At 63.4% G+C, this 22,186-nt stretch carries 20 protein-coding genes; 14 read left to right on the forward strand and 6 right to left on the reverse strand.

The window, feature by feature from the left end; translation table 11 throughout:
* Nucleotide 1 precedes the first annotated feature (1 nt).
* Both codA and ACW4TB_RS03785 read left to right on the forward strand, forming a co-directional pair.
* On the forward strand, nt 2–1,243 hold the full coding sequence (codA, locus tag ACW4TB_RS03780) for a cytosine deaminase (RefSeq protein ID WP_012314099.1): 1,242 nt from the start codon (nt 2–4) through the stop codon (nt 1,241–1,243).
* A 98-nt stretch (nt 1,244–1,341) separates the two neighbouring features.
* Nucleotides 1,342–2,076 (forward strand): hypothetical protein, encoded by a 735-nt coding sequence (locus ACW4TB_RS03785; protein ID WP_279933686.1) that lies wholly within the window; start codon nt 1,342–1,344, stop codon nt 2,074–2,076.
* A 16-nt stretch (nt 2,077–2,092) separates the two neighbouring features.
* Here ACW4TB_RS03785 and ACW4TB_RS03790 read toward each other — a convergent pair whose 3' ends face one another.
* Together ACW4TB_RS03790 and ACW4TB_RS03795 are read right to left on the reverse strand one after the other, a co-directional pair.
* Nucleotides 2,093–2,635: a WYL domain-containing protein gene (locus ACW4TB_RS03790; protein WP_279933687.1), complete on the reverse strand. Its 543-nt coding sequence runs from the start codon at nt 2,633–2,635 to the stop codon at nt 2,093–2,095.
* Nucleotides 2,636–2,917: 282 nt separating this feature from the next.
* Nucleotides 2,918–4,342: an aminotransferase-like domain-containing protein gene (locus ACW4TB_RS03795; protein ID WP_012314102.1), complete on the reverse strand. Its 1,425-nt coding sequence runs from the start codon at nt 4,340–4,342 to the stop codon at nt 2,918–2,920.
* A gap of 325 nt (nt 4,343–4,667) precedes the next feature.
* Between ACW4TB_RS03795 and ACW4TB_RS03800 the strand changes: the two genes are divergently transcribed.
* Together ACW4TB_RS03800 and tam are read left to right on the forward strand one after the other, a co-directional pair.
* Nucleotides 4,668–6,077: an amino acid permease gene (locus ACW4TB_RS03800; RefSeq protein WP_012314103.1), complete on the forward strand. Its 1,410-nt coding sequence runs from the start codon at nt 4,668–4,670 to the stop codon at nt 6,075–6,077.
* Between the two features lie 286 nt (nt 6,078–6,363).
* Complete coding sequence (gene tam / locus ACW4TB_RS03805) at nt 6,364–7,140, forward strand: trans-aconitate 2-methyltransferase (protein ID WP_012314105.1); 777 nt, start codon at nt 6,364–6,366, stop codon at nt 7,138–7,140.
* Here tam and ACW4TB_RS03810 read toward each other — a convergent pair.
* Nucleotides 7,130–7,504: a DUF2784 domain-containing protein gene (locus tag ACW4TB_RS03810; RefSeq protein ID WP_279933688.1), complete on the reverse strand. Its 375-nt coding sequence runs from the start codon at nt 7,502–7,504 to the stop codon at nt 7,130–7,132. The two genes, tam and ACW4TB_RS03810, sit on opposite strands and share 11 nt — an antisense overlap.
* A gap of 101 nt (nt 7,505–7,605) precedes the next feature.
* Nucleotides 7,606–8,475: a LysR substrate-binding domain-containing protein gene (locus tag ACW4TB_RS03815; protein ID WP_241805859.1), complete on the reverse strand. Its 870-nt coding sequence runs from the start codon at nt 8,473–8,475 to the stop codon at nt 7,606–7,608.
* Nucleotides 8,476–8,715: 240 nt separating this feature from the next.
* Between ACW4TB_RS03815 and ACW4TB_RS03820 the strand changes: the two genes are divergently transcribed.
* The 5 genes from ACW4TB_RS03820 to ACW4TB_RS03840 all read left to right on the forward strand — a co-directional run bounded on the left by ACW4TB_RS03820 (nt 8,716) and on the right by ACW4TB_RS03840 (nt 14,939).
* Nucleotides 8,716–10,032 carry an MFS transporter gene (locus ACW4TB_RS03820; protein WP_279933689.1) on the forward strand — a complete coding sequence of 439 codons (1,317 nt, stop codon included), beginning with the start codon at nt 8,716–8,718 and terminating at the stop codon, nt 10,030–10,032.
* A 14-nt stretch (nt 10,033–10,046) separates the two neighbouring features.
* Nucleotides 10,047–11,438 carry an FAD-dependent oxidoreductase gene (locus ACW4TB_RS03825; RefSeq protein WP_254467669.1) on the forward strand — a complete coding sequence of 464 codons (1,392 nt, stop codon included), beginning with the start codon at nt 10,047–10,049 and terminating at the stop codon, nt 11,436–11,438.
* Nucleotides 11,439–11,533: 95 nt separating this feature from the next.
* Nucleotides 11,534–12,244 carry a YebC/PmpR family DNA-binding transcriptional regulator gene (locus tag ACW4TB_RS03830; RefSeq protein ID WP_455828229.1) on the forward strand — a complete coding sequence of 237 codons (711 nt, stop codon included), beginning with the start codon at nt 11,534–11,536 and terminating at the stop codon, nt 12,242–12,244.
* A gap of 136 nt (nt 12,245–12,380) precedes the next feature.
* Nucleotides 12,381–13,325 (forward strand): LysR family transcriptional regulator, encoded by a 945-nt coding sequence (locus tag ACW4TB_RS03835; RefSeq protein ID WP_012314111.1) that lies wholly within the window; start codon nt 12,381–12,383, stop codon nt 13,323–13,325.
* A gap of 201 nt (nt 13,326–13,526) precedes the next feature.
* Nucleotides 13,527–14,939 (forward strand): DOPA decarboxylase, encoded by a 1,413-nt coding sequence (locus ACW4TB_RS03840; RefSeq protein ID WP_012314112.1) that lies wholly within the window; start codon nt 13,527–13,529, stop codon nt 14,937–14,939.
* A 35-nt stretch (nt 14,940–14,974) separates the two neighbouring features.
* Here ACW4TB_RS03840 and ACW4TB_RS03845 read toward each other — a convergent pair whose 3' ends face one another.
* A complete protein-coding gene (locus ACW4TB_RS03845; RefSeq protein ID WP_012314113.1) occupies nt 14,975–16,348 on the reverse strand; it encodes an MFS transporter in 1,374 nt (457 codons plus the stop codon).
* A 493-nt stretch (nt 16,349–16,841) separates the two neighbouring features.
* Between ACW4TB_RS03845 and quiC the strand changes: the two genes are divergently transcribed.
* Both quiC and ACW4TB_RS03855 read left to right on the forward strand, forming a co-directional pair.
* Nucleotides 16,842–18,749: a 3-dehydroshikimate dehydratase QuiC gene (gene quiC / locus ACW4TB_RS03850; RefSeq protein WP_279932881.1), complete on the forward strand. Its 1,908-nt coding sequence runs from the start codon at nt 16,842–16,844 to the stop codon at nt 18,747–18,749.
* Between the two features lie 172 nt (nt 18,750–18,921).
* Entirely contained in the window at nt 18,922–19,593 is a 672-nt protein-coding gene (locus ACW4TB_RS03855; RefSeq protein ID WP_012314115.1) for a TetR/AcrR family transcriptional regulator, read from the forward strand.
* A gap of 7 nt (nt 19,594–19,600) precedes the next feature.
* Here the strand turns inward: ACW4TB_RS03855 and ACW4TB_RS03860 are convergent, their stop codons facing one another.
* Nucleotides 19,601–20,734, reverse strand: a complete 1,134-nt coding sequence (locus ACW4TB_RS03860) for a GlxA family transcriptional regulator (protein WP_455842886.1) — start codon at nt 20,732–20,734, stop codon at nt 19,601–19,603.
* 13 nt (nt 20,735–20,747) lie between these two features.
* On the opposite strand from ACW4TB_RS03860, the gene ACW4TB_RS03865 reads away from it, so the two are divergent.
* From ACW4TB_RS03865 to ACW4TB_RS03875, 3 genes are all read left to right on the forward strand, one after another.
* A complete protein-coding gene (locus ACW4TB_RS03865) occupies nt 20,748–21,227 on the forward strand; it encodes a hypothetical protein (RefSeq protein WP_012314117.1) in 480 nt (159 codons plus the stop codon).
* 53 nt (nt 21,228–21,280) lie between these two features.
* Nucleotides 21,281–21,493: a PLDc N-terminal domain-containing protein gene (locus ACW4TB_RS03870; protein WP_012314118.1), complete on the forward strand. Its 213-nt coding sequence runs from the start codon at nt 21,281–21,283 to the stop codon at nt 21,491–21,493.
* 120 nt (nt 21,494–21,613) lie between these two features.
* Nucleotides 21,614–22,108, forward strand: coding sequence for a GNAT family N-acetyltransferase (locus ACW4TB_RS03875; protein WP_254467671.1), 495 nt, complete (start codon nt 21,614–21,616; stop codon nt 22,106–22,108).
* Nucleotides 22,109–22,186 lie beyond the last annotated feature (78 nt).

A 22,186-nucleotide genomic window follows, 5' to 3' on the forward strand; every position in this document is an offset into this window, starting at 1 on the left:
CATGAACATCATCAACGCACGACTGCGCGGCAAGCCCGGCCTGATGCGCATCGAACTGGACGGCGAGCGTATCGCCGCCATTGTGCCCCAGGCCAATGCCGTCATGCCCTCCAGCCCAGACGACCTGGACGCCCAACAGAACCTGGTGGTGCCCCCCTTCGTCGAACCGCACATTCACCTCGATGCCACTTTGACCGCCGGTGAGCCGAACTGGAACATGAGCGGCACGCTGTTCGAGGGTATCGAGCGCTGGGCCGAGCGCAAGGCAATCACAACCCACGACGACATCAAGACTCGGGCCAAGAAGACCATCGGCATGCTCGTCGACCATGGCATCCAGCATGTGCGTACCCATGTGGATGTGACCGATCCAAAGCTCACCGCGCTCAAGGCGATGGTCGAGGTGCGTGAGGAGGTGCGCGGGCTGATCGACCTGCAGATCGTCGCGTTCCCGCAGGAAGGCATCGAGTCGTACGCCAACGGCCGTGCGTTGATGACCGAGGCGGTAGCGATGGGCGCCGACGTGGTCGGCGGCATTCCACACTTCGAGAACACCCGCGACCAGGGCGTGTCGTCAGTGAAATTCCTCATGGAGCTGGCCGAGCGCACGGGCTGCCTGGTGGACGTGCATTGCGACGAAACCGACGACCCGCAGTCGCGCTTCCTCGAGGTGCTGGCCGAAGAAGCGCGGGTGCGCGGGATGGGGGCACGGGTGACCGCGAGCCACACCACGGCCATGGGCTCGTATGACAATGCCTACTGTTCCAAACTGTTCCGCCTGTTGAAAATGTCGGGCATCAATTTCGTTTCGTGCCCGACCGAGAGCATCCACCTGCAGGGGCGCTTCGACAGCTACCCTAAACGCCGCGGCCTGACGCGTGTGGCCGAGATCGACAGGGCAGGGATGAATGTGTGCTTTGGCCAGGACTCGATCGTTGACCCTTGGTACCCGCTGGGCAATGGCAACATCCTGCGCATCCTCGAGGCAGGGTTGCACATCTGCCACATGCTGGGCTACGAAGACCTGCAACGTTGCCTGGACCTGATCACCGACAACAGTGCGCGCACACTCAACCTAGGCGAGCGCTACGGCATCGAAGTGGGGCGCCCGGCGAATTTGTTGTTGCTGTCGGCGCCGGACGACTATGAGATGGTGCGCAGCCAAGGCCATGCGCTGGTGTCGATACGGCATGGCAAGGTGCTGATGCGCCGGACGCAGGCGCAGGTCGAACGGTTTGCCTGAAGCGGTACGGGGTCACTGAGTGCTTGCCTGGTGACGTTGAACTTGGCACCCTTTGTGGCCGCTGAGCCGTCCATGCCGTGACAGAAGGAAACCTACCGTTGAGTTGGGACAAAATCGGGAAACTGCTCGTAGCCCTGTTGCTTGGCCTGATGGTCTGGCTGGTGGCCTACGTGGTGCTCAAGGACAATGCCCGCCTCGAAGCTTCCCTGACCTATTCCTACCTCACCTACCCAAGCCAGTTCAGCGAGCGCATCAGCAAGACCAATGAACAGCTCAAGTACGAGCGGCTGCAACCACGCATCGCCAGCATCGGCCAGGGGGCCTTGAGCCAGGATCAGGTCGACAGGCTGATCGACCTGGCCCAGGCACCCTACGCCCAATTGTTCGCCAAACCGTTCGAGGCCGGGTTGGTGGATCACCGTACCGGCTTGCTCATAGAGCTGCGCAACACCGGTCACACCGAGGTGCGCGAGGTCAAGGTGCGCCTGCCGGCCAAGGGTTTGGTGCAAGTGCGCGACGGCTCAGGCAACGACACCCTCTACGAGGCCTCCACGCCCATGGTCGAGATCCCTGTCATCGAGCAAGGCCGGGCGTGCAAGGTGTGGGTCTACTTCGATGCCGACTACTCGCAGATCCGCCAAGGTGGTATCAGCATCAGCCATGCCGACGGTGTGGCGGATGTGCAGGTGTATCGAGAATTCATCGGTTTTCCGGCGCTGGTGGCGCGCTATAGCCGGGAGCTGATGGTGCTGCTCGGTGTGCTGGTGCTCAGCGTGCTGGGCCTGGGCTACACCTGCCTCGTGCGGTCACGCAAGCCTATATTGCCCTCCTGATGGCGTCACCTGGCGCTTAGTGGCCGCCGTCGTGCAGGGCCAGGCTTTGGCGCAACTGCTCGATCACGGCTGTGCGCAATGCCTCTGGCGCCTGTACACGTATGGAGCCCGCCTGGGACAGCAGCCAGCCCATCAACGCGCGGCTGTCGTCGACGGTGGCATCCAGGGTCGCCCCGCCGTTGCCGTGCGGGGCCAGGCGCATGTCATCTGACAAGGGCTGGTCCTCCAGGCGCCGTGCGAGGGCGTCATCCACCCAGGCGCGCAATTCGATCTGCCGGGCAGGGCAGAGCGCATCGGGCTGCAGTTGCTGAGCCTCACCGAGGCTGCGGCCTGGCTGCCAGTACCAGCCGTAGGGCATGCCCTTGTTGTTGCAGCGTAAATGGAACAGCGACGCAAGCTCATTGAGGTCACGTTCCACCGTGCGTTTGCTGGTCTTGTAGCCGACCTTGGCCAGTGCGGCCTGCAACTGTGTGGAGCTCATGCCCGGGTGGCGGTCGGGCAGCAATTTGAGCAGTTGCCACTGGCGGGCGATCGTGTGGCGGGTAGAGTTGCTGGGCAAAGGGCTCGTCCTTGAAGTTCAGGCGTGGTGCGCGCCTGAATGATGGCAATTGGCTATTGCGCGAGCATACCCGTTCAGTGAATAGGATCCAAGTTCAGCAGGATGAGTGGCCTGTGCCTTGTTTCATGCCTGCAGTGCCTGGATGAACAGCGCTTCTGCGCGGCTCAGGCGCTACAGGGCTGCTACGCACCCCATCGCAGGCAAGCCAGCTCCCACAGGTGGGCGCAGTTCCTGAGGTTTGCGTGGTCCCTGTGTGTGGCTTATTCCAATACCCCAGCGCCCCTAGAACCCACCCCGGCGCACATGCTTCACCAACACCTTCTCCAGCAACTCCCACATCGCAGGGTCGGTACTGAACGCCACGTTGAACCGCATCCACCCGGTCGGTTTGGCATCGACCATGAACAACTGCCCGGGCCCGAGCATGATGCCTTTCTCCAGCGCATCATCCAGTAGCGCTGCGCTGTCCGGGATGGCCGGGTGGCGGGTCCAGATGTACATGCCTTCGTCCGACTCGATGAACAGTTCGAAACCCAGCCGGTGCAGGTGCCGGCCAACTTCCTGATGGGCCTCGGCCAGGCGCTGGCGCAGGCGCTTGAGGTGCTTGCGCCAGCGGCCGTCGATGATCGCGGCATACACCACACGCTCCATAACCTGCGAGGTGGTCAGGCCCGAGCGCATCTTAAGGTGCAGCAGCTTTTGCGACAGCTGTGGGTTGGCCAGCAGGTAGCCGACCCGCACGTTGGGCGAAATGCTCTTGGAGTAGCTGCCCACGTACACCACCTGCTGCAGGTGGTCGAGGCTGGCCAGGCACGGCTGCGGCTCGGCGACCATGTCGGCGTACAGGTTGTTTTCCACCAGGCGAAAGCCGTGCTGGCTGGCCAGTTGCAGCAAGCGGTGCAGCTGCGCCAGCGGGGTGCGCGAGCAGGTCGGGCTGTGCAGGTGCGGCTGAGTGAAGAAAGCAGTCGGGCGGTGGTGCGCCAACAGCTGTTCGAGGTGGTTGAGGTCGTAGCCATTGGGGGTGCGCGGCACGCCGATCAAAGTGGCGCCCTGGGTACGCAGGATGCTCATCAGGTTGGGGTAGCCGGGGTCGTCCACCAGCACCACGTCACCCGGGCGCACAAGCGTGCGCACGGCAAGGTCCAGAGCCTGGCTGGCACCGTGGGTAAGCATCAGCTGGGCGGTGTTGGCGACGATCGACAGTTCCTGCTGCAGGTTCTGCGCGGTCAGCGCGCGCAATTCCGGCAGGCCCATCGGGTCGCCATAGCCGGACAGCTCCAGCGGGCTGCCGGCAACCTGGCGCAGGCCGCGGCGCAGGCCTTCTTCGTACATCCAGTCGTTGGGCAGCCAGCCGCAGCCCGGTTTGAATGGCAACTGGCGGGTCTCGAAGATCTGCTGCAGGTACCATTCGGAGTTGAACGATGGTCGACTGGCGTCGGCCTCGGCGCTGTGGTTGTCCAGCAATTCAGCCGCCGCACGGTTGACGAAGAACCCGGCATTGCCCTTGCTCACCAACAGCCCCTGGGCGACCAGGCGGTCGTACGCCTCGACCACAGTGAAGGTGCTCACCGAATAGGTCGCGGCAAACGCGCGGATCGACGGGACCTTGGCACCTGGCTTGAGGGTCTGGTTGTCGATCAGCTCACGCAGCCCGTCGATGATCTGGTTGACCAACGGCGTCGAGGAGTCTGGGTGTAATTCAAGCATTCGGGGGCCTTGAGGGTGCGTAACGGCAGGCGCCTGCAGGGTGTATTGCATCGGCGACCTGTACAGTGCAGTGCGACTTTCATGCCACTGTGCATGGCTCTATGTGTCGGACATTTTTACATTAGGTGTCAGATAGCGCCACATAAAGCATGTTCAGTTCGCTCCAGGGGCAAACCCTGGGGCGCGTCAGCAGGCCGCCATGGAAGGCCTGCGTGTGTAACAGCACACCTCCTGCCCGCATTAGCACTGATGTACAGGTGAGGCCGATGACCATCGCGGTCTTACAGTTTTCCTTGGATAAAAAGAAGCACGGGGTACACAACTGATGGACGCAACATCCACAACCACCACCGCGAACAGCGGGCATGAGAGCAAACTCAGTGCCTCGCTGAAGTCGCGCCACCTGACGATGATGTCGATCGCCGGGGTTATCGGCGGCGCCTTGTTCGTCGGCTCCGGCAGCGTGATCCACAGCGCCGGCCCGGCTGCTGTCCTGGCCTACCTGGCAGGCGGCATCCTGGTGGTACTGATCATGCGCATGCTGGGTGAAATGGCGACTTCTTCGCCCGACACCGGTTCGTTTTCCACCTACGCCGACCGCGCCATCGGCCGTTGGGCCGGTTTCACCATCGGCTGGCTGTACTGGTGGTACTGGGTCATCCTCATGGCCTGGGAAGCTTATGTGGCGGGCAAGATCCTGCATGGTTTCTTCCCTGATGTGAGCGTCAACGTGTTCGTGCTGGCCACGACCCTGGTGCTGATCACCGTCAACTTCTTCAACGTCAAGCACTACGGCGAGTTCGAGTTCTGGTTCGCGTTGATCAAGGTGATCGCGATCGTCTGTTTCCTGATCGTGTGTACCGCTGCGGTGATGAACATTTGGCAGTTCGGTGAAGTGCGCGGCATCACCCACCTGACCGCCGAAGGCTTCATGCCCAATGGCATCACCACGGTGATCGGTGCGTTGCTTGGTGTGATGTTCGCCTTCCTCGGTGCCGAAATCGTCACCATCGCCGCGTCCGAAGCCAAGGACCCGGCCACTCAGATCGTCAAGGCCACCAACTCTGTGGTGTGGCGTGTATGCCTGTTCTATGTCGGCTCGATCTTCCTGATCGTCTGCCTGGTGCCGTGGAACGACCCGCACCTGGGCGTTTCCGGTTATGGCGCCTATCGCCGCACCTTGGAACTGCTGGGTGTGCCGTATGCCGAGCTGTTGATGAACTTCGTGGTGCTGACGTCGGTGAGCAGCTGCCTGATCTCGGGCCACTACACCGCTTCGCGCATGCTGTTCTCGCTGGCACAGCGTGGCGATGCGCCGTCGTTCTTCAAGACGACACGCGCCGGTACCGGCGTACCGGTGAACGCGATTATCGGTTCGTGCGCCGTGGCCGTGGTGTGCGCGCTGATCAACTTCAGCGAGACCCTGCGCCCGAAAGACGTGCTCGATACGCTGATGAACACCACCGGCATGATCGCTTTGCTGGTGTACCTGGTGATTGCCTTCTCGCAGCTGCGCATGCGCCGCAAGCTGATCGCCGAGGGCAAGGAAGTACGCCTGAAGATGTGGCTGTTCCCGTGGCTGACCTACCTGGTGATCGCCTTCATCGTCGCCGCACTGGTAACCATGGCCTTCATGCCTGACTACCAGATCCTGGTGATCTCCACCGGCATTGCTGCGGCCATCGTGGTGGCCATGGGGGTGGTGCACCAGATGCGCAGCGCCCGCAAGCACTAAGCGCTAGTGGTTGTCCGAAGCGGCCGGCTCCCTCGTGGACCCGGCCGTTTCGCGTTGATGGGCAGGAGGTTTGTCCTCCGGCATGTGAAAGCGCCCGTTCATCCACGGTGAGCCGAGGAGGGCGGCGGCGGTGATCAGGGCCAGAAGGGCCAGGGCCAGGAATGTTTTCATAGGCATGCGCATAAGGGGACTGACTTCGAGGATGAGCTAACAGTTCCCGCGACAGGGCCCGTACAGGCGACAGATGGCTTATGCTGAGCACATTGCCCGCCCTAAGGAGCCCCTCATGGCTTGGTCCGCCACCCAGTATTCCCTGTTCGAAGACGAACGCACCCGTGCGGTGCGCGACCTGCTTGCCGCGGTGCCTCCACGCCCGGTGCGCCACGCTACCGACCTGGGTTGCGGCCCTGGTAATTCCACCGAAATACTGCTGCAGCGCCACCCCGATGCCCAGGTGACTGCCCTGGACAGCGATCCGGACATGATCGACAAGGCGCGTGCACGCCAGCGCCTGCGCATCCCCAGGGTGCGTTGCGAAATTGCCGATATCGCCCACTGGACCGCCCCCGAACCACAGGACCTGATCCTGGCCAACGCTTCGCTGCAATGGGTGCCCGACCACGGTTCGCTCTACCCGCACCTGGTGCGCCAGCTGAGTGAAGGTGCAAGCCTGGCCGTGCAAACCCCGGACAACCTCGACGAGCCGGCCCACCGCCAGTTGCGCGAGATCGCCGGCCGCGGCCCCTGGGCCGAAAAATTCGCCGACCTGAGCTTGCCGCCCCGGCATAACGCGGCGTTCTACTACGACCTGCTCAGCCCGCTGTGTACGCGGGTGGATGTGTGGCGCACGACCTACCATCACCCGTTGCCCGGTGGCGCCGAGGCCGTGGTGGAGTGGTTCAAGGGGTCGGCCCTGCGGCCTTATCTGGCCAGGCTGGACGAGCAGGAGCAGGCGAGCTTCCTGCAGATGTACCTGCAGGCCATGCAGCACGACTATCCGGCTGCCACCGACGGCAAGGTGCTACTGCCGTTCCCGCGGCTGTTTGTGATTGCTACGCGGTAGGTGATTGGCGCCAGCGCCAGATCACGTAGCCATAGATCACGAGGTTGACCAGCAGCACGACGCCGCCTAGCAGCCACTGGATCTGCGGCGTCAACCCGGCGGGGTAGATCAGCGGCCAGATGTAGTGCTCGACGAAGCCGCCGTGGTAGCCGGCACCACCTGCGGCGAAGCGCATGCGGTTCTCCCAGCCGGTCAGCGGGCATTCCAGGTGCAGCCCCTCAACCGCCAGGCCCCAGGCCAGGGCGGGCAGGTGGATAGACAGGGCTGGGCGCCATCTGAGCACCAGCAGGCCACCGAACAGCACCAGCAGGATGAAGGCCAGATGGAGCAGGACCAGGGTGTCGGCGGCTAGACGGAAAAACATGAGGTGCACATTTAGAGAGGAATGTATACCCAGCATAGTTATCAAGGCTCAGCGCAAAACCAGTGGGAGCCGGCTTGCCGGCGATAGGGCCCGGATGGCCGCTACAAGCTTTCCTGCACCACCTGCAGGAACGTCGCGACCACCCGCCGCGTACGCTGCTCGCTCAAACACACCAGTGTCTCGGTGAGGTGCCGCTGGCAATCGACAATGGGCAGCGCACACACCCGCGCATCGGCGCCGAACTCGGCGGCCGACACTACCCCCACGCCAATCCCCACCACCACCGCCTCGCGTGCTGCCTCCCGGCCCTCAACCTGAATAGCGGGACGGATCCGCAGGCCGGCGCGCTGCATTTCTTCCTCCAGCGTCTGCCGGGTCACCGAGCCGGGCTCGCGTAGCACCAGCGGCGTGTCGTCCAGGTCCGCCAGGCTGATCGAGCCACGGCTGGCCCATGGGTGGTTGTGCGAGACGAACGCCACCATCGGGTCGCGGCGCAGCGGCACGCAGTGCAGTCGCTCATCGTCGACATCGCGCCCTAGCAGTGCCAGGTCGGCCTGGTAGCTGAACAGGCGGGCCAGGGATTCATCGGTGTTGCCGGTCTCGACCTTGACCTGGATGCCCGGGTAGCGCTGGCAGAAGCGTGCGATCTGCGGCAGCACATGCACTGGCGCATCCACCGCCAGCACCAGGCTGCCGGTGTGCAGGGCGCGGGAGTCCTGCAGCAGTTCGTGGGCTTCGGCCTCACAGGCGAACAGGCGCTTGCTGATGCCCAGCAGGCGTTCGCCCAGGTCGGTCAACTGCACCGAACGCTTGTTGCGGTGGAACAGCAAAACCCCGAAGCGCTCTTCGAGCTTGCGCACCTGGTCGGACACGGCCGGCTGGGTCAGAAACAGCTTTTCTGCCGCCCGGGTGAAGCTGCCGTGCACGGCCACTGCATGGAAAGCCTTGAGTTGAGCGTGGGACACCGACATGTCGACTCCAGTAACAAGCTGAGCTTATGTGTGAAATACGATAAATCGATTTTATTTATCAGTCACCACCTGTTTCCATACTGACCAACCCAGCGCTGCCACAAGCGGCCGCCGGGCATGGCGCGCACCCCTGCGCCATCTGACCAGATGACGAGCCACGTCATGCAGTGCGCAACACAAAAACAAGACAGGCGTTTATTCACATTCTGCCGGCACACTTGAGCAAGAGGTCAGACGCACATGAATCATTCCCTAGCCGCGTTGAAACGCTGGCGCATCCAGATTTTCGCTATCACCTGGCTGGCCTACGCCGCCTTCTACTTCACCCGCAAGGCCTTCTCGGTGGCCAAGCTCGGCATTGGTGAAGACCCGACTTTCATGCTCGACAAGGCCTCCATGGCCAACCTCGACGCCATCTACCTGGCCGCCTATGCCGTGGGCCAGTTCACCTGGGGCATGCTTGCCGACCGCTTCGGCCCGCGTGTGGTGGTGCTCGGTGGCTTGTTGATCTCGGCGGCAGCAGCAGTGGTGATGGGCAGTTACGCGACCTTCCCGATCTTCGCCACCTGCATGCTGATCCAGGGCCTGGCGCAGTCCACCGGCTGGGCCGGGCTGTGCAAGAACATCGGCAGCTTCTTCCCCGCCGTGCAGCGCGGCCGGGTACTGGGGTTGTGGAGCTCGTGCTATGCATTTGGCGGCCTGGTCGCCTCGCCGTTCGCCGGCTGGTGGGCCTATACCCTGATCGGCACCTGGCAGGCGGCATTCTTCTCCACTGCCGCGGTGGTGGCGGCGGTGGCGGTGTTGTTCTTCTTCCTGCAGCGCAACAAACCCGAGGATGTGGGCTTGCCGACGGTCGAGCCCGAGCCGCAGAGCATGGCCCCGGCCGGCAGCCTGTGCAGTGTGTGGGCGCCGCTGCGCGAGATCCTGCGCAACCGCACGGTACTGACCCTGGGCCTGGCGTACTTTCTTCTAAAACCGGCGCGCTACGCGATCTTGCTATGGGGGCCGGTGATCGTCTTCGAGCAGATGCCCTCGGTCGGCAAGGTAGGTGCTGCGATCATCCCCACGGCCTTTGAACTGGCCGGGCTGCTGGGCCCGATCATCATCGGCCTGGCCTCGGACAAGCTGTTTGGCGCCCGGCGCATGCCGGCCTGTGTGATCAGCCTGGTGCTGCTGACCGTGGCCCTGGCGGCGTTCATGGCAGCCATGCACAGCGGCAGCATCGTCATGGTGGTTGGTCTGCTGTTCTTCATGGGCCTGACCCTGTACGGGCCAGACTCGATGATCAGCGGCGCGGCGGCCATCGACTTCGGCACCGCCAAGGCCGGTGCCACGGCAGCCGGTTTCGTCAATGGCTGCGGTTCGGTGGGCGCGGTGCTCGGCGGCCTGTTGCCCGGCTACTTCGACAGCGTCACGGTGTTCATCGTGTTCGCCGGTTGCGCACTGTTCTCGGCCCTGGTGCTGCTGCCCCACTGGAACAGCCGCCCGGCCAGCGCAGCCCAGGCCAATGATGTGGCGCCCAACACCAGCATGGCGATCAAGCCACTGCGTACCTAAAGGAAAGCGAGCGAATGAGACCCTTCTGGCTGCAACAGGCCCTGGATCGTGAACTGGACGCGGTATGCCCGCCACTGCAAGGCGATGCCCGCTGCGACGTGTGCATCGTCGGCGGCGGCTACACGGGCCTCTGGACCGCGCTGATGCTCAAGGAGGCGGTGCCGGCGCTGGACGTGCTGCTGATCGAGGCTGACATCTGCGGTGCGGGCGCCAGTGGGCGCAACGGTGGTTGCGCGCTGTCCTGGTCGGCCAAGTACTTCACCCTCGAGCGGCTGTTCGGGGTGGCCGAAGCGGTGCGCCTGGTAAGCGAGTCAGAGCGCAGCATCGGTGCCATTGGCGCGTTTTGCGCGGCCAATGGCATCGATTGCGACTACCGCCTGGACGGCACACTGTACACCGCTACCAACCAGGCCCAGGTGGGTGCAACCGATGCCGTGATCGCTGCGCTGGAGCACAAGGGGATCAATTCATTCGAGCGTTTGCCGCTGGACGAGGTACAGCGCCTGGCCGGTTCGGCGCGGCACCTGGAGGGCTGGTTTTCGCCGGCCGCCGCCACCGTCCAGCCTGGCCGGTTGGTGCGCGGCCTGCGGCGCGTGGCGTTGCAGCGCGGCGTGCGAATTCACGAAGGCACGGCCATGACCGGCCTGGAGCACGGCGCCCCGGCGCAGGTGCGCACGGCCCACGGCACGGTGCGTGCCGACCGCGTGGTGCTCGGCCTCAATGCCTGGATGGCGCGTGCCTTCCCGCAGTTCGAACGCAGCGTGGCTATCGTTTCGAGTGACATGGTGATCACCGAGCCGTGCCCCGAGCTGCTGCACGAGATCGGCCTGAACAACGGCATCAGCGTGCTGGACTCGCGGATCTTCGTGCATTACTACCACAACACCTCCGATGGCCGGCTGATGCTTGGCAAGGGTGGCAACACCTTCGCCTATGGCGGGCGCATGCTGCCGGTATTCGATCAACCTTCGCCGTACCGGCCGCTGCTGCGTGAGAGCCTGGCCGATTTCTTCCCTGCCTTGGCCCAGGTGCCCTTGGCGGCCAGCTGGAACGGCCCCTCGGACCGCTCGGTGACCGGGCTGCCGTTCTTTGGGCGGTTGGACGGGCAGGGCAACGTGTTCTATGGCTTCGGATATTCTGGCAGCGGGGTAGGGCCGTGCCACATGGGCGGGCAGATCCTCTCGTCGCTGGCGCTGGGGCTGGACAACCCCTGGACCCGCTCGCCACTGGTCAAGGGCCCGTTGGGGCTGTTCCCGCCGGAGCCGATCCGTTACCTGGGGTCGCTGATGGTACGCAATGCAATCCGGCGTAAGGAGCGCGCCGAAGACAGGGGGCTGCGGCCACGCCATCTGGACGTGCGGCTGGCCCGGTTCGCGGCGGCGGCGGGCAAGGCTGACAAAGCGTGAGATTTCTTGTCGAACACTGGCCCGAGGGCGTATAAACTGCTCCCACTTTTTGGCCGGTCGCTTCCTGAACCGGCCGCTGAAACAAGAGAGTCGACATGGGCGCACAGTGGAAAGCCAAGCATAGAGAAACAGCTGCCAATGCCAAGGGCAAGATCATGGGCAAGCTGTCCAAGGAAATCCAGATCGCGGCCAGGTCGGGCGCCGATCCCGACATGAACCCACGCCTGCGCCTGGCCATCGTGCAAGCCAAGAAGGCTTCCATGACCCGCGAGACCCTGGACCGGGCAATCCGTAAGGGCGCGGGCCTGGACGGTGATGCCGTGCAGTACCAGGCGGTGACTTACGAAGGTTTCGCGCCGCACCAGGTGCCACTGATCGTCGAGTGCCTGACCGACAACGTCAACCGCACCGTCGCGCAGATTCGCGTGCTGTTCCGCAAGGGTCAGCTGGGTGCCAGTGGTTCGGTGGCCTGGGACTTCAACCATGTGGGCCTGATCGAAGCCATGCCCGAAGGCGATGCCGACCCTGAAATGGCCGCCATCGAAGCCGGAGCCCAGGACTTTGAAGACGGTGAAGAAGAGGGCTCGACCCTGTTCATCACTGACACCACCGACCTGGATGCAGTGCAGAAAGCCCTGCCCGAGCACGGTTTCACCGTTTCCTCGGCCAAGATCGGCTACACCCCGAAGAACCCGGTGAGCGCTGCCAGCCTCAGTGCCGAGGCACTGGCTGAAGTCGAGGCGTTCCTCGAAGCGATCGACGAGAATGATGACGTACAGAACGTCTACGTTGGCCTGACCGAGTAAAAGCCGGGGCCGCTTTGCGGCCCAATCCCCGGCAAGCCGGCTCCCACAGGTACACTGCAGCGCCATGGCTCTGTGAGGTACTTGTGAGGGCCGGCTTGCCGGCGATTGGGCCTGTGTCCAGCCTGGGGAAGCCTGTATGAACCCAACCTTCGCCTCCCTCAGCCTCGCCCACCTGCGCACCCTCGACTGCCTCCTGCAGCTGAAAAACCTCAGCCACGCCGCCGAGCGCCTTGGCGTCAGCCAGTCGGCGTTGAGCCGCCAGCTGGCACACCTGCGTGAAGCCTTCGACGACCCATTGCTGGTGCGCCAGGGCCGTGGCTACGTGCTCAGCGAATACGGCCAAGCCTTGGTCGAGCCGCTGCGCCAGGTGCTTGAAGAACTCCAGGCTCTGCGCCAGCCCGCCGCGTTCGATCCGGCCCGTTGCGAACGGCGCTTCTGCCTGGCCGCGTCCGACTATGTTGCAGAGCACATGCTGCCGCTGCTGGTGGCGGCGCTGGAGCAGGAAGCACCGGGTGTAAGCATCGACTACCGCACCTGGCAGGCCGGGCAATATGCTTTGCTCGCCAGCGGCGAGATCGACCTTGCGACCACGCTGTTCGACGAGTCGCCGGCCAACCTTCACGGTCGCCTGCTTGGCGAGGACCGTGCGGTGTGCCTGATGCGCCGGGACCATCCGCTGACGGCCTGCGAAGTGCTGAGCCAGGACGACTATCTGGCCTTCAAGCACGTGCGCATCTCTGGTGGTGGCGACAAGGACAGCTTCATTGACCGCCACCTGCGCACCCAAGGTCTGCAGCGGCGCATCAGCCTGGAGGTGCCGTTCTTTTCGGCCACCGTGCAGGTCGTTGGCAACAGCCAGGCGCTGGCGACGGTGCCCGAGCATATTGCCCGCCAACTGTGCCGGCTGCATGGCCTGGCCTGGCGGCCGCTGGGGTTTGTGGAGCATACCCAGCGCTACTGGGTGGTGTGGCACCAGCGCCTGCAGGCGTCGGCCGAGCACCGCTGGTTGCGCAACCGGGTCTTCGAGCTGTGGCGCCAATCACAGTTCGGCGTGCAGGGTGGGCATGCGGCTTTGCCATAGCAGGTATGCGCCAAGCGGGGTTATTGGTGTGGCGGCAGGCGCCTAGACTGGGGCCCTTGTGCTGTTGGTGATGCCCCCCATCGCCGGCAAGCCGGCTGCCACAGCTGCCCAGAGCCTTCAAGCCCAGTGCAGTACCTGTGGGAGCCGGCTTGCCGGCGATGGGGCCGGGCCTGACAGCTGACAACCCACAGGAGACCGCGCGTGACCCCAGAACAATTCCGCCAGTACGGCCATCAATTGATCGACCTGATCGCCGATTACCGCCAGACGGTCGGTGAACGCCCGGTGATGGCTCAGGTCGAGCCCGGCTATCTCAAAGCTGCCTTGCCTGCCGGCGCCCCGCAACAGGGCGAGCCCTTCGAAGCGATCCTCGATGACGTCAACACGCTGGTGATGCCTGGCCTGTCGCATTGGCAACACCCCGATTTTTATGGCTACTTCCCGTCCAATGGCACTCTTTCGTCGGTGCTCGGCGACTTTCTCAGCACGGGCCTGGGTGTGCTGGGCCTGTCATGGCAATCGAGCCCGGCGCTCAGCGAGCTGGAGGAAACTACCCTCGACTGGGTGCGCCAGTTGCTGGGCCTGTCGGAGCAGTGGAGCGGCGTGATTCAGGACACAGCGTCTACCAGCACTCTGGTCGCGCTGATCTGTGCCCGTGAGCGTGCCACCGATTACGCCCTGGTGCGTGGCGGCCTGCAAGCCGAAGCCAAACCGCTGATCGTCTATGTCAGTGCCCACGCCCACAGTTCGGTAGACAAGGCCGCGCTGCTGGCCGGCTTCGGCCGCGCCAACATCCGCCTGATCGCTACCGACGAGCAGTTCGCCATGCGCCCCGAAGCCTTGTTGGCGGCTATCGAACAGGACCTGGCCGACGGTAACTTGCCCTGCGCTGTGGTTGCTACCACCGGCACCACGGCCACCACGGCGCTGGACCCTTTGCGCCAGATTGGCGAAATCGCCCAGGCCCAGGGGTTATGGCTGCACGTCGATTCAGCCATGGCCGGCTCCGCGATGATCCTGCCCGAATGCCGCTGGATGTGGGACGGCATCGAGCTGGCTGATTCTGTGGTGGTCAACGCGCATAAGTGGTTGGGGGTGGCGTTCGACTGTTCTATCTACTACGTGCGTGACCCGCAGCACCTGATCCGGGTGATGAGCACCAACCCAAGCTACCTGCAGTCAGCGGTCGATGGCGAGGTGAAGAACCTGCGCGACTGGGGCATCCCGCTGGGGCGCCGGTTCCGGGCATTGAAGCTATGGTTCATGTTGCGCAGCGAGGGGGTCGAGGCGTTGCAGCAGCGCTTGCGGCGCGACCTGGACAATGCCCGTTGGCTGGCGGGGCAGATCGAGGCGGCAGGGGAGTGGGTGCTGTTGGCGCCGGTACAGTTGCAGACCTTGTGCATTGTGCACCGGCCTGCGGGGCTGGAAGGGGAGGCGCTGGATGCGCATACCAAGGCATGGGCTGAGCGGCTCAATGCCTCGGGTGAGGCCTATGTTACGCCGGCGACCTTGAACGGGCGCTGGATGGTGCGGGTTTCGGTGGGGGCGCTGCCCACTGAGCGCGAGCATGTCGAGCAGTTGTGGCAGCGCTTGCAGGCAGTGGTAAACGGCTGAAATGCAAGGGGCCGCAGAGCGGCCCCTTGCGTCTATCAGTGGCTCACCGTCTGCAGGTTGCCCTTGCGGCTGGCCTCGTAGGCATCCTTGTCCATCGGCTTGGCCTGCGGGTTACCCAGGTCTTCCATCGCCAGGCGATGGGTTTCCGGCGCGATATACGCTGCCAGGGCACATACGCAGGTAATGAAGAACGCCAGGCCGCCAATCACCAGCGGAATGTTATCCGAACCCGGTGGCGCCACCAGTGCGAACAAGGCCGGCAGCATGGCGGTCAGCATGGTGCCGATGTTCTGTGCAATGGCCATGGCCGATACGCGGTAGCGGGTGTTGAACAGCTCAGGGAAGAAGCTTGGGAACACCGCGTTGTAGCCTTGGTAAACCATGCCCCACATGAGGATCGAGGTAGCGAAGGCCAGCGGCACGTTCTGGATGCTGATTGCATACAGGTATGCGAAGGCCAGCAGGCCCGAGCCCAGGCAACCGGCGATCATGGTCGGGCGACGGCCGATCTTGTCGGAAAGATTGCCCACGAACGGGATGACCAGCACTGCAACGATGTTGCCCACCACTGGGATCCACAGGTACACGCTCTTGTCGAAGCCGATGCCGTAGGCCGGCTGTACCGCGTAGGCCGCGCCGAAGATGGTGGCAACTACCGGGATCACGTTCATCAAGGCCATGAACATCACCAGCACCATGTGCTTCCAGCTGTGGCGGAAGGCCTCGCTGATTGGCGACTTGGCAACCTTGTCCTGTTTCTCTTCTTTCACAAAGGCCGGGGTTTCGTGCACTTCCTTACGGATGATGAAGCCTGCGATCAGCACGATGGCGCTCATCAGGAACGGAATGCGCCAGCCCCAGTCGTTGAACGCCTCGCTGGGCATGAAGTAGGCCAGTGGCAGGAATACCGCCGCCGCCATTACCTGGCCGGCCTGAACGCCCTGCAAGGTGAAGCTGGCGAAGTAGCCGCGCCGCCCGAACGGTGCGTGCTCCATGATCATCGAACTGGCCCCGGAGATTTCACCGGCCACGGCAAAGCCTTGGACCAGGCGCAGCAGCACCAGCAAGGCCGGGGCGAGCATGCCGATATCGTGGTAGGTAGGCAGCAGGCCCACGGCCATGGTCGAAATGCCCATGAGGAACATGCACAGAAGCAGCACGTTTTTGCGCCCGCGGGTATCACCCCAGTGGCCGAGCACGAAAGCGCCAACCGGACGGGCCAGGTAACCCACGCCGTAGGTGGCCAGCGAGGCGATGATCGCCATCTTGGGGTCGGTGTTGGGGAAGAAGATCTGCGGGAAGATCAGTGCCGCAGCCTGGGCATAGATGAAAAAGTCGTAGTACTCGAGTGCCGAGCCTATCCATCCGCTGGCGGTCGCTTTCTTGGCTTGAGAGCTGGAGTGAGCCATCGTTGTCTCCGTTGTTTTTGTTGGTCGCCGCACAGCCGGTGCCGTCAGGCGGCAAGCCAGGGGGTGTGCGATCGCTATCGGGAGTATTTGGGTGCTTAAAGGGCCGACGATCGCGGGCCAAGTCTGTTTGGAGACAACGATCGAGCAGGTGCGGGTTGCAAGGCGAGGGAGTTTTGCATAGGTCGATACCCGTTTTATTGAACTTATTATGTCGTGGCGCTGGGCTTGTGAGCGCAGGTTGTGCCGAACGGCCACTGGGCAGAAAGTGGTGGTCGGTGTGCCTGCGTCTGGTCTCATGGTTGCGCAGGGATGGCAGTGAATCAATTCGCCAAAACGGGTTTTGTGCGGTAATCGAACGCAAAACTAACCGTTCCGTACAAAGTGATTGCTGCCATGACTTTACCTGCGAATAATTCATCATGCCAAGAAGTCTGATGGTGTGTTGCTTAGCCCCAGCTTCCAGCCCAGTAGCCCCATAACAAGGAATTCCAACATGCAGCGTTCGATAGCCACCGTGTCCTTGAGCGGCACACTGCCGGAAAAGCTCGAAGCCATCGCCGCCGCCGGTTTCGACGGCGTCGAGATCTTCGAGAATGATCTTCTCTACTATGCCGGCAGCCCCCGCGAAGTGCGGCAGATGTGCGCTGACCTCGGTATCGCCATCACCCTGTTCCAGCCGTTCCGCGATTTTGAAGGCTGCCGCCGCGACCGCCTGCAGAAGAACATCGACCGCGCCGAGCGCAAGTTCGACCTGATGCAAGAGCTGGGCACCGACCTGGTGCTGGTGTGCAGCAACGTGCAGGCCGACGCCCTGGGCGAAGAACAACTGCTGGTGGACGACCTGCGCCTGCTCGCTGAGCACGCCGGCCAACGCGGCATGCGCATCGGCTACGAAGCCTTGGCATGGGGGCGTCACGTCAACACCTATCAGCAAGTGTGGAACCTGGTGCGCCAGGCCGACCACCCGGCGCTGGGCGTTATCCTCGACAGCTTCCACACCCTGTCGCTCAAAGGTGACCCTGCCGCGATCCGCGATATCCCCGGCGACAAGATCTTCTTCGTGCAGATGGCCGACGCACCGATCCTGGCCATGGATGTGCTGGAGTGGAGTCGCCACTTCCGCTGTTTCCCTGGGCAGGGCGAAATGGACCTGGCCGGCTTCCTCGCGCCGATCCTGGCCACCGGTTATCGTGGCCCGTTGTCGCTGGAAATCTTCAACGACGGCTTCCGCGCTGCACCACCGCGCCAGAACGCCGCCGATGGCCTGCGTTCGCTGTTGTACCTGGAAGAACAGACCCGCCTGCGCCTGCAGCACGAGGGCACCGCCATCGAGCCGGGTGTGCTGTTCGCACCGCCTGCCGCGAGTACCTACGACGGTGTGGAATTCCTGGAATTTGCCGTCGACGAAGCGGTCGGCGCGCGTCTGGGCAGCTGGCTCAAGCGCCTGGGCTTTGCCGACGCCGGCAAGCACCGCAGCAAGGATGTACGCCTGCTACGCCAGAACGACATCAACATCGTGCTCAACGCCGAGCCCTACTCCTTTGGCCACAACTTCTTCGAGGCCCACGGCCCATCGTTGTGCGCCACCGCGCTGCGGGTCAAGGACGAGCACGCGGCGCTGCAGCGCGCCACCGACTTCCGCGGCCAGCCGTTCCGCGGGCTGGTCGGCCCCAACGAATGTGAGGTGCCTGCAGTACGCGCCCCGGATGGCAGCCTGATCTACCTGGTGGAGCAGGGCAAGGAAGGCCCGTCGCTGTACGACACCGACTTCCGCCTGGACCAGAGCGCCAGCAGCACCGGTGGCCTGCAGCGCATCGACCACATGGCCCTGGCCTTGCCAGCCGAGTCGCTGGACAGCTGGGTGCTGTTCTACAAGAGCCTGTTCGACTTTGCCGCAGATGATGAAGTGGTATTGCCCGACCCGTACGGCCTGGTCAAAAGCCGTGCCCTGCGCAGCCAGTGCGGCAGCCTGCGCCTGCCGCTGAACATCTCGGAGAACCGCAACACCGCCATCGCTCATGCGCTGTCGAGCTATCGCGGGTCGGGTGTTCACCATATCGCCTTCGATTGTGCCGACATCTTCAAGGAAGTGGCCCGAGCGAAGGAAGCCGGTGTGCCGTTGCTGGAGATTCCGCTCAATTATTACGACGATCTGGCGGCTCGTTTCGATTTCGACGACGAGTTCCTCAGCGAGCTGGCGTACTACAACGTGCTGTATGACCGCGACGCTCAGGGTGGCGAGCTGTTCCACGTATACACCGAGGCGTTCGAGGACCGGTTCTTCTTTGAAATCATCCAGCGCAAGGGGGGGTATGCCGGGTACGGTGCGGCCAACGTTCCTGTGCGGTTGGCGGCGATGGCCAAGCGGCGCAGCGGAGCGGCGCGCAAGCCGGTGTTGTAACCGCCCGGGGTTCACGGCCTGTGAGATCGGGCGCTGCCTGTGCAGCGCTTGATCATGGGCCTCAGGCTGGGCCCACGCCAATCCTGCCCACCCGATCAACAGCGCGCTTCCTTCCAACCCTCCACTCACGGATAATCCCGTCCAAATCCCAATAAATACCCCGTGAGCAGCTATGAGCAATCCCGTTGCCCCCCTCGGCCAGCCCGAGATCGAAGGGACACGCAAGTCGCGCAAGAACAACCCTGAAAAAACCCGCGAGGACATCCTCCAGGCCGCCATCAACGAGTTTGTCCAGCAAGGCCTGGCAGGCGCGCGGGTGGATGCCATCGCCGAGCGCACAGCCACGTCCAAGCGCATGATCTACTACTACTTCGGCAGCAAGGAGCAGCTGTACGTCGAGTGCCTGGTCAAATTGTACGGCGACATCCGCAAGACCGAGCACCGCCTGGACCTGGAGTCGCTGCCGGCCGAGCAGGCCATCCAGCGCCTGACCGAGTTCACCTTCGACCATCACGACCGCAACGTCGATTTCGTGCGCATGGTCTGCACCGAAAACATCCACTACGGCGAGTACGTGAAGAAAACCCCGGCCATCCGCGAGATGAGCAGCCTGGTGCTGCAGGCGCTGGGCCGCACGCTGGAGCGGGGCGTGCAAGAGGGGGTGTTCCGCCCGGGCATCGAGGTCATCGACCTGCACATGCTGATGAGCGCGTTCTGCTTCTATCGGGTCTCGAACCGCCACACCTTCGGCGACATCTTCCAGATCGACCTGCTCGATGAGCAGGTCAAACTGCGCCACAAGGCCATGATCTGCGAAGCAGTGATGCGTTACATCCAGGCCTGAGTGCCGTTCACTCGCCCAGCCGTTGCTCACGTGACGGCGGGTAGCCGAAATAGGCCGCGTAGCACTTGCTGAAGTGCGACACCGAAACAAAGCCGCAGGCCACCGCAACCTCCATCACCGACAGGTCGGAGTACTGCAGCAGGCGGCGGCTCTTGGTGATGCGCAGTTCCATGTAATAGCGCCGTGGCGAGGTGCCCAGCTGGGCCTGGAACAGGCGGTCGATCTGCCGCCGGGAGCGGCCGCTGTAGGCCGCCAACTGGTCGAGGCTGAGGGTTTCCTCGAGGTTGTTCTCCATCAGCTCGACGATGGTGCGCAGGTGCAGGCTCATCGACTTTTTCGCCCCCGGCCCGACCTGGCGGTGGCGTGCACCGGAGAACGACAGGATTTCCTCGACGCCTTCTGCCAGGCCGTCACCGTAAAGGCGGCGGACCAGGCCGAGCATCAGTTCCATGGCACCATTGGGGCTGGCGGCGCTGAGCCGGTCACGGTCCAGGGTGAAGCTGGCCGGGGTAATGCGTGTCTGCGGGCTGCGCTCGGACAGGCTGGCGCGCTGCTCGGGGTGGATGCTGCAGCCATAGTCATCCAGTACCCCGGCGCGGCCAAGGAACCAGGCGCCGTTCCATAGCCCGCCCAGGGCCTTGCCGTGGGCGGCGCAGTCACCCAGCAGGCGGTCCAGCTCGGGGTACTTGAGCGGTGTGCGCAAGCCGCCGCAGATGATCAGCAGGTCAAGTGCTTTCAGCTCGCTGGCAACAAGGTCAGTGGCCACCAGCTCCAGGCCCAGGTCGCTCAGCACTCGGTCGCCGTCCAGCGACAGCGGGGTAAAGCTGAAGCTGTCGGCGCGCAGCAGGTTGGCGGTGACCAGTACGTCCATGGCCACAGTGAAGCTGGCCATGGAGAAGTGTTTGAGCAGGACGAAGTCGACGCGATAGGGCGCCTGGGCGCTGCCCGCGGTGGACTTGAGCCGCAGCATGTTGGTGGTGCTGGTCTTCTTGCTGAACTGGCGTGGGGTGGGCACTCTGGACTCCGCTTCCTGGCTGGCCTGCAGAGTGTGGCGGGTGACCTGTGGAAAGACAATCGCCAGGGTGGGCATGTGGTATTGGAGGTCGTATTGAGGCAACTGGGCTATGCTGGCGCCTCCCACCTGGAGAACCTCGATGAAATACGCCGTCGCCCTGTTGTTCAGCCTCCTGCCGCTGGTGGCAAACGCCCTGCAAACCGGGGAAAAGCTCGCACCGTGGACGCTGCTCGATCAGCATGACCAGCCCTATACCCTGGACGCCGGCACGCATGTGCTGCTCGTGGCCCGCGACATGGACGGCGCCAAGCTGGTGAAGGCGGCTCTGGCTGAACAGCCCAAGGGCTACCTGGAGTCGCGCGATGCGGTGTTTGTGGCGGATATCCAGCGCATGCCTGCGCTGATCAGCAAGCTCTTCGCCATCCCGGCCATGCGTGATTACAACTACCGGGTGATGCTCGACCGTGAAGGGCAGGTTGCCAGCCGCTATCCTGGTCAGGAAGGCAAGGTGTTGTGGTTGCAGCTTGAGCAGGGAGCGTTGGTCAGCCAGCAGGAGTTCGCTGATGCGCCGGCGTTGAAGGCTGCGCTGGAGAAGGCGCAGGCAAGTAAATCCGAATGAACCCTTGCCGCTGGCAGTAACCCAACCCTTTACATGCCAACGGGAGAGTGCTCATGGAAATCGGAACGATCTGGATCATTGTCGCGGCCTTGGTCATCTTGCTGGAGATCTTCGCCATCTGGCATATCATCGGCAGCGAACGGCGCGCGGAGCGCAAGATGCTGTGGATCGTCTTCGTCGTCTACGCCCCGTTCCCTGGGTTGCTGTTCTGGGCCTGGCGAGGGCCGCGGGCCGTGAAGGGCAGGGCGGTACTGCAGGAAAAGTGAGGGGCACGGCATCAGGTGCGGGGCGCCTGATGCCGTTCGTGGCGTGAGTTGAGCCATAATCTGGGGGCCGGTACTTTCTACATGAAAGTCTTCGAACCACTCCTTTGCCCCGAGCCCCCCATGCTGCCCATCGAACTGCTCACCACTACTCCCGACCAGGCCGACCTGATCCGTAATCTTTATCAGTTCTATGCCTACGAGTCCTCTGACTGGGAGCAGGAAGACGTTGAGGTAAACGGGCGCTTCTACATTCACGAAGAGCATCTGCAGCGCTATTGGCTTGCAGAAGGTTGGAGCGCCAACCTGGTACTGGTGGATGGTTTCATTGCCGGTTTCGTGCTGGTCGAGCGCAGCGAGCTGCCTGGCATCAACGCCAGTGAACTGGCCGACCTGTTTATCCTCAAGCGCTACCGCCGCCAAGGTATTGGCCGTGCGGTCGCGCTGCAGGTGCTGACTGGTGCCGGAGACTGGCTGCTACGCTGCTATGCGCCAGACCCCGCCGCTGTTGCCTTCTGCAAAGCCGTCGTGGCCGAATTGCCCCGGCCGGTGCAGCAAATCGTGCTGGGTGATGATCCGGACCTGCTGACCTACAAGGTTACGTCCGCTTACCACTGAGCGGCGCCGGCAAAAAACTGTGATCCACTTCACAAAATCCATTCAAGCGGCATAATGCCATTACCTTGTATTCAAGAC

This window comes from Lelliottia jeotgali (assembly GCF_977070485.1).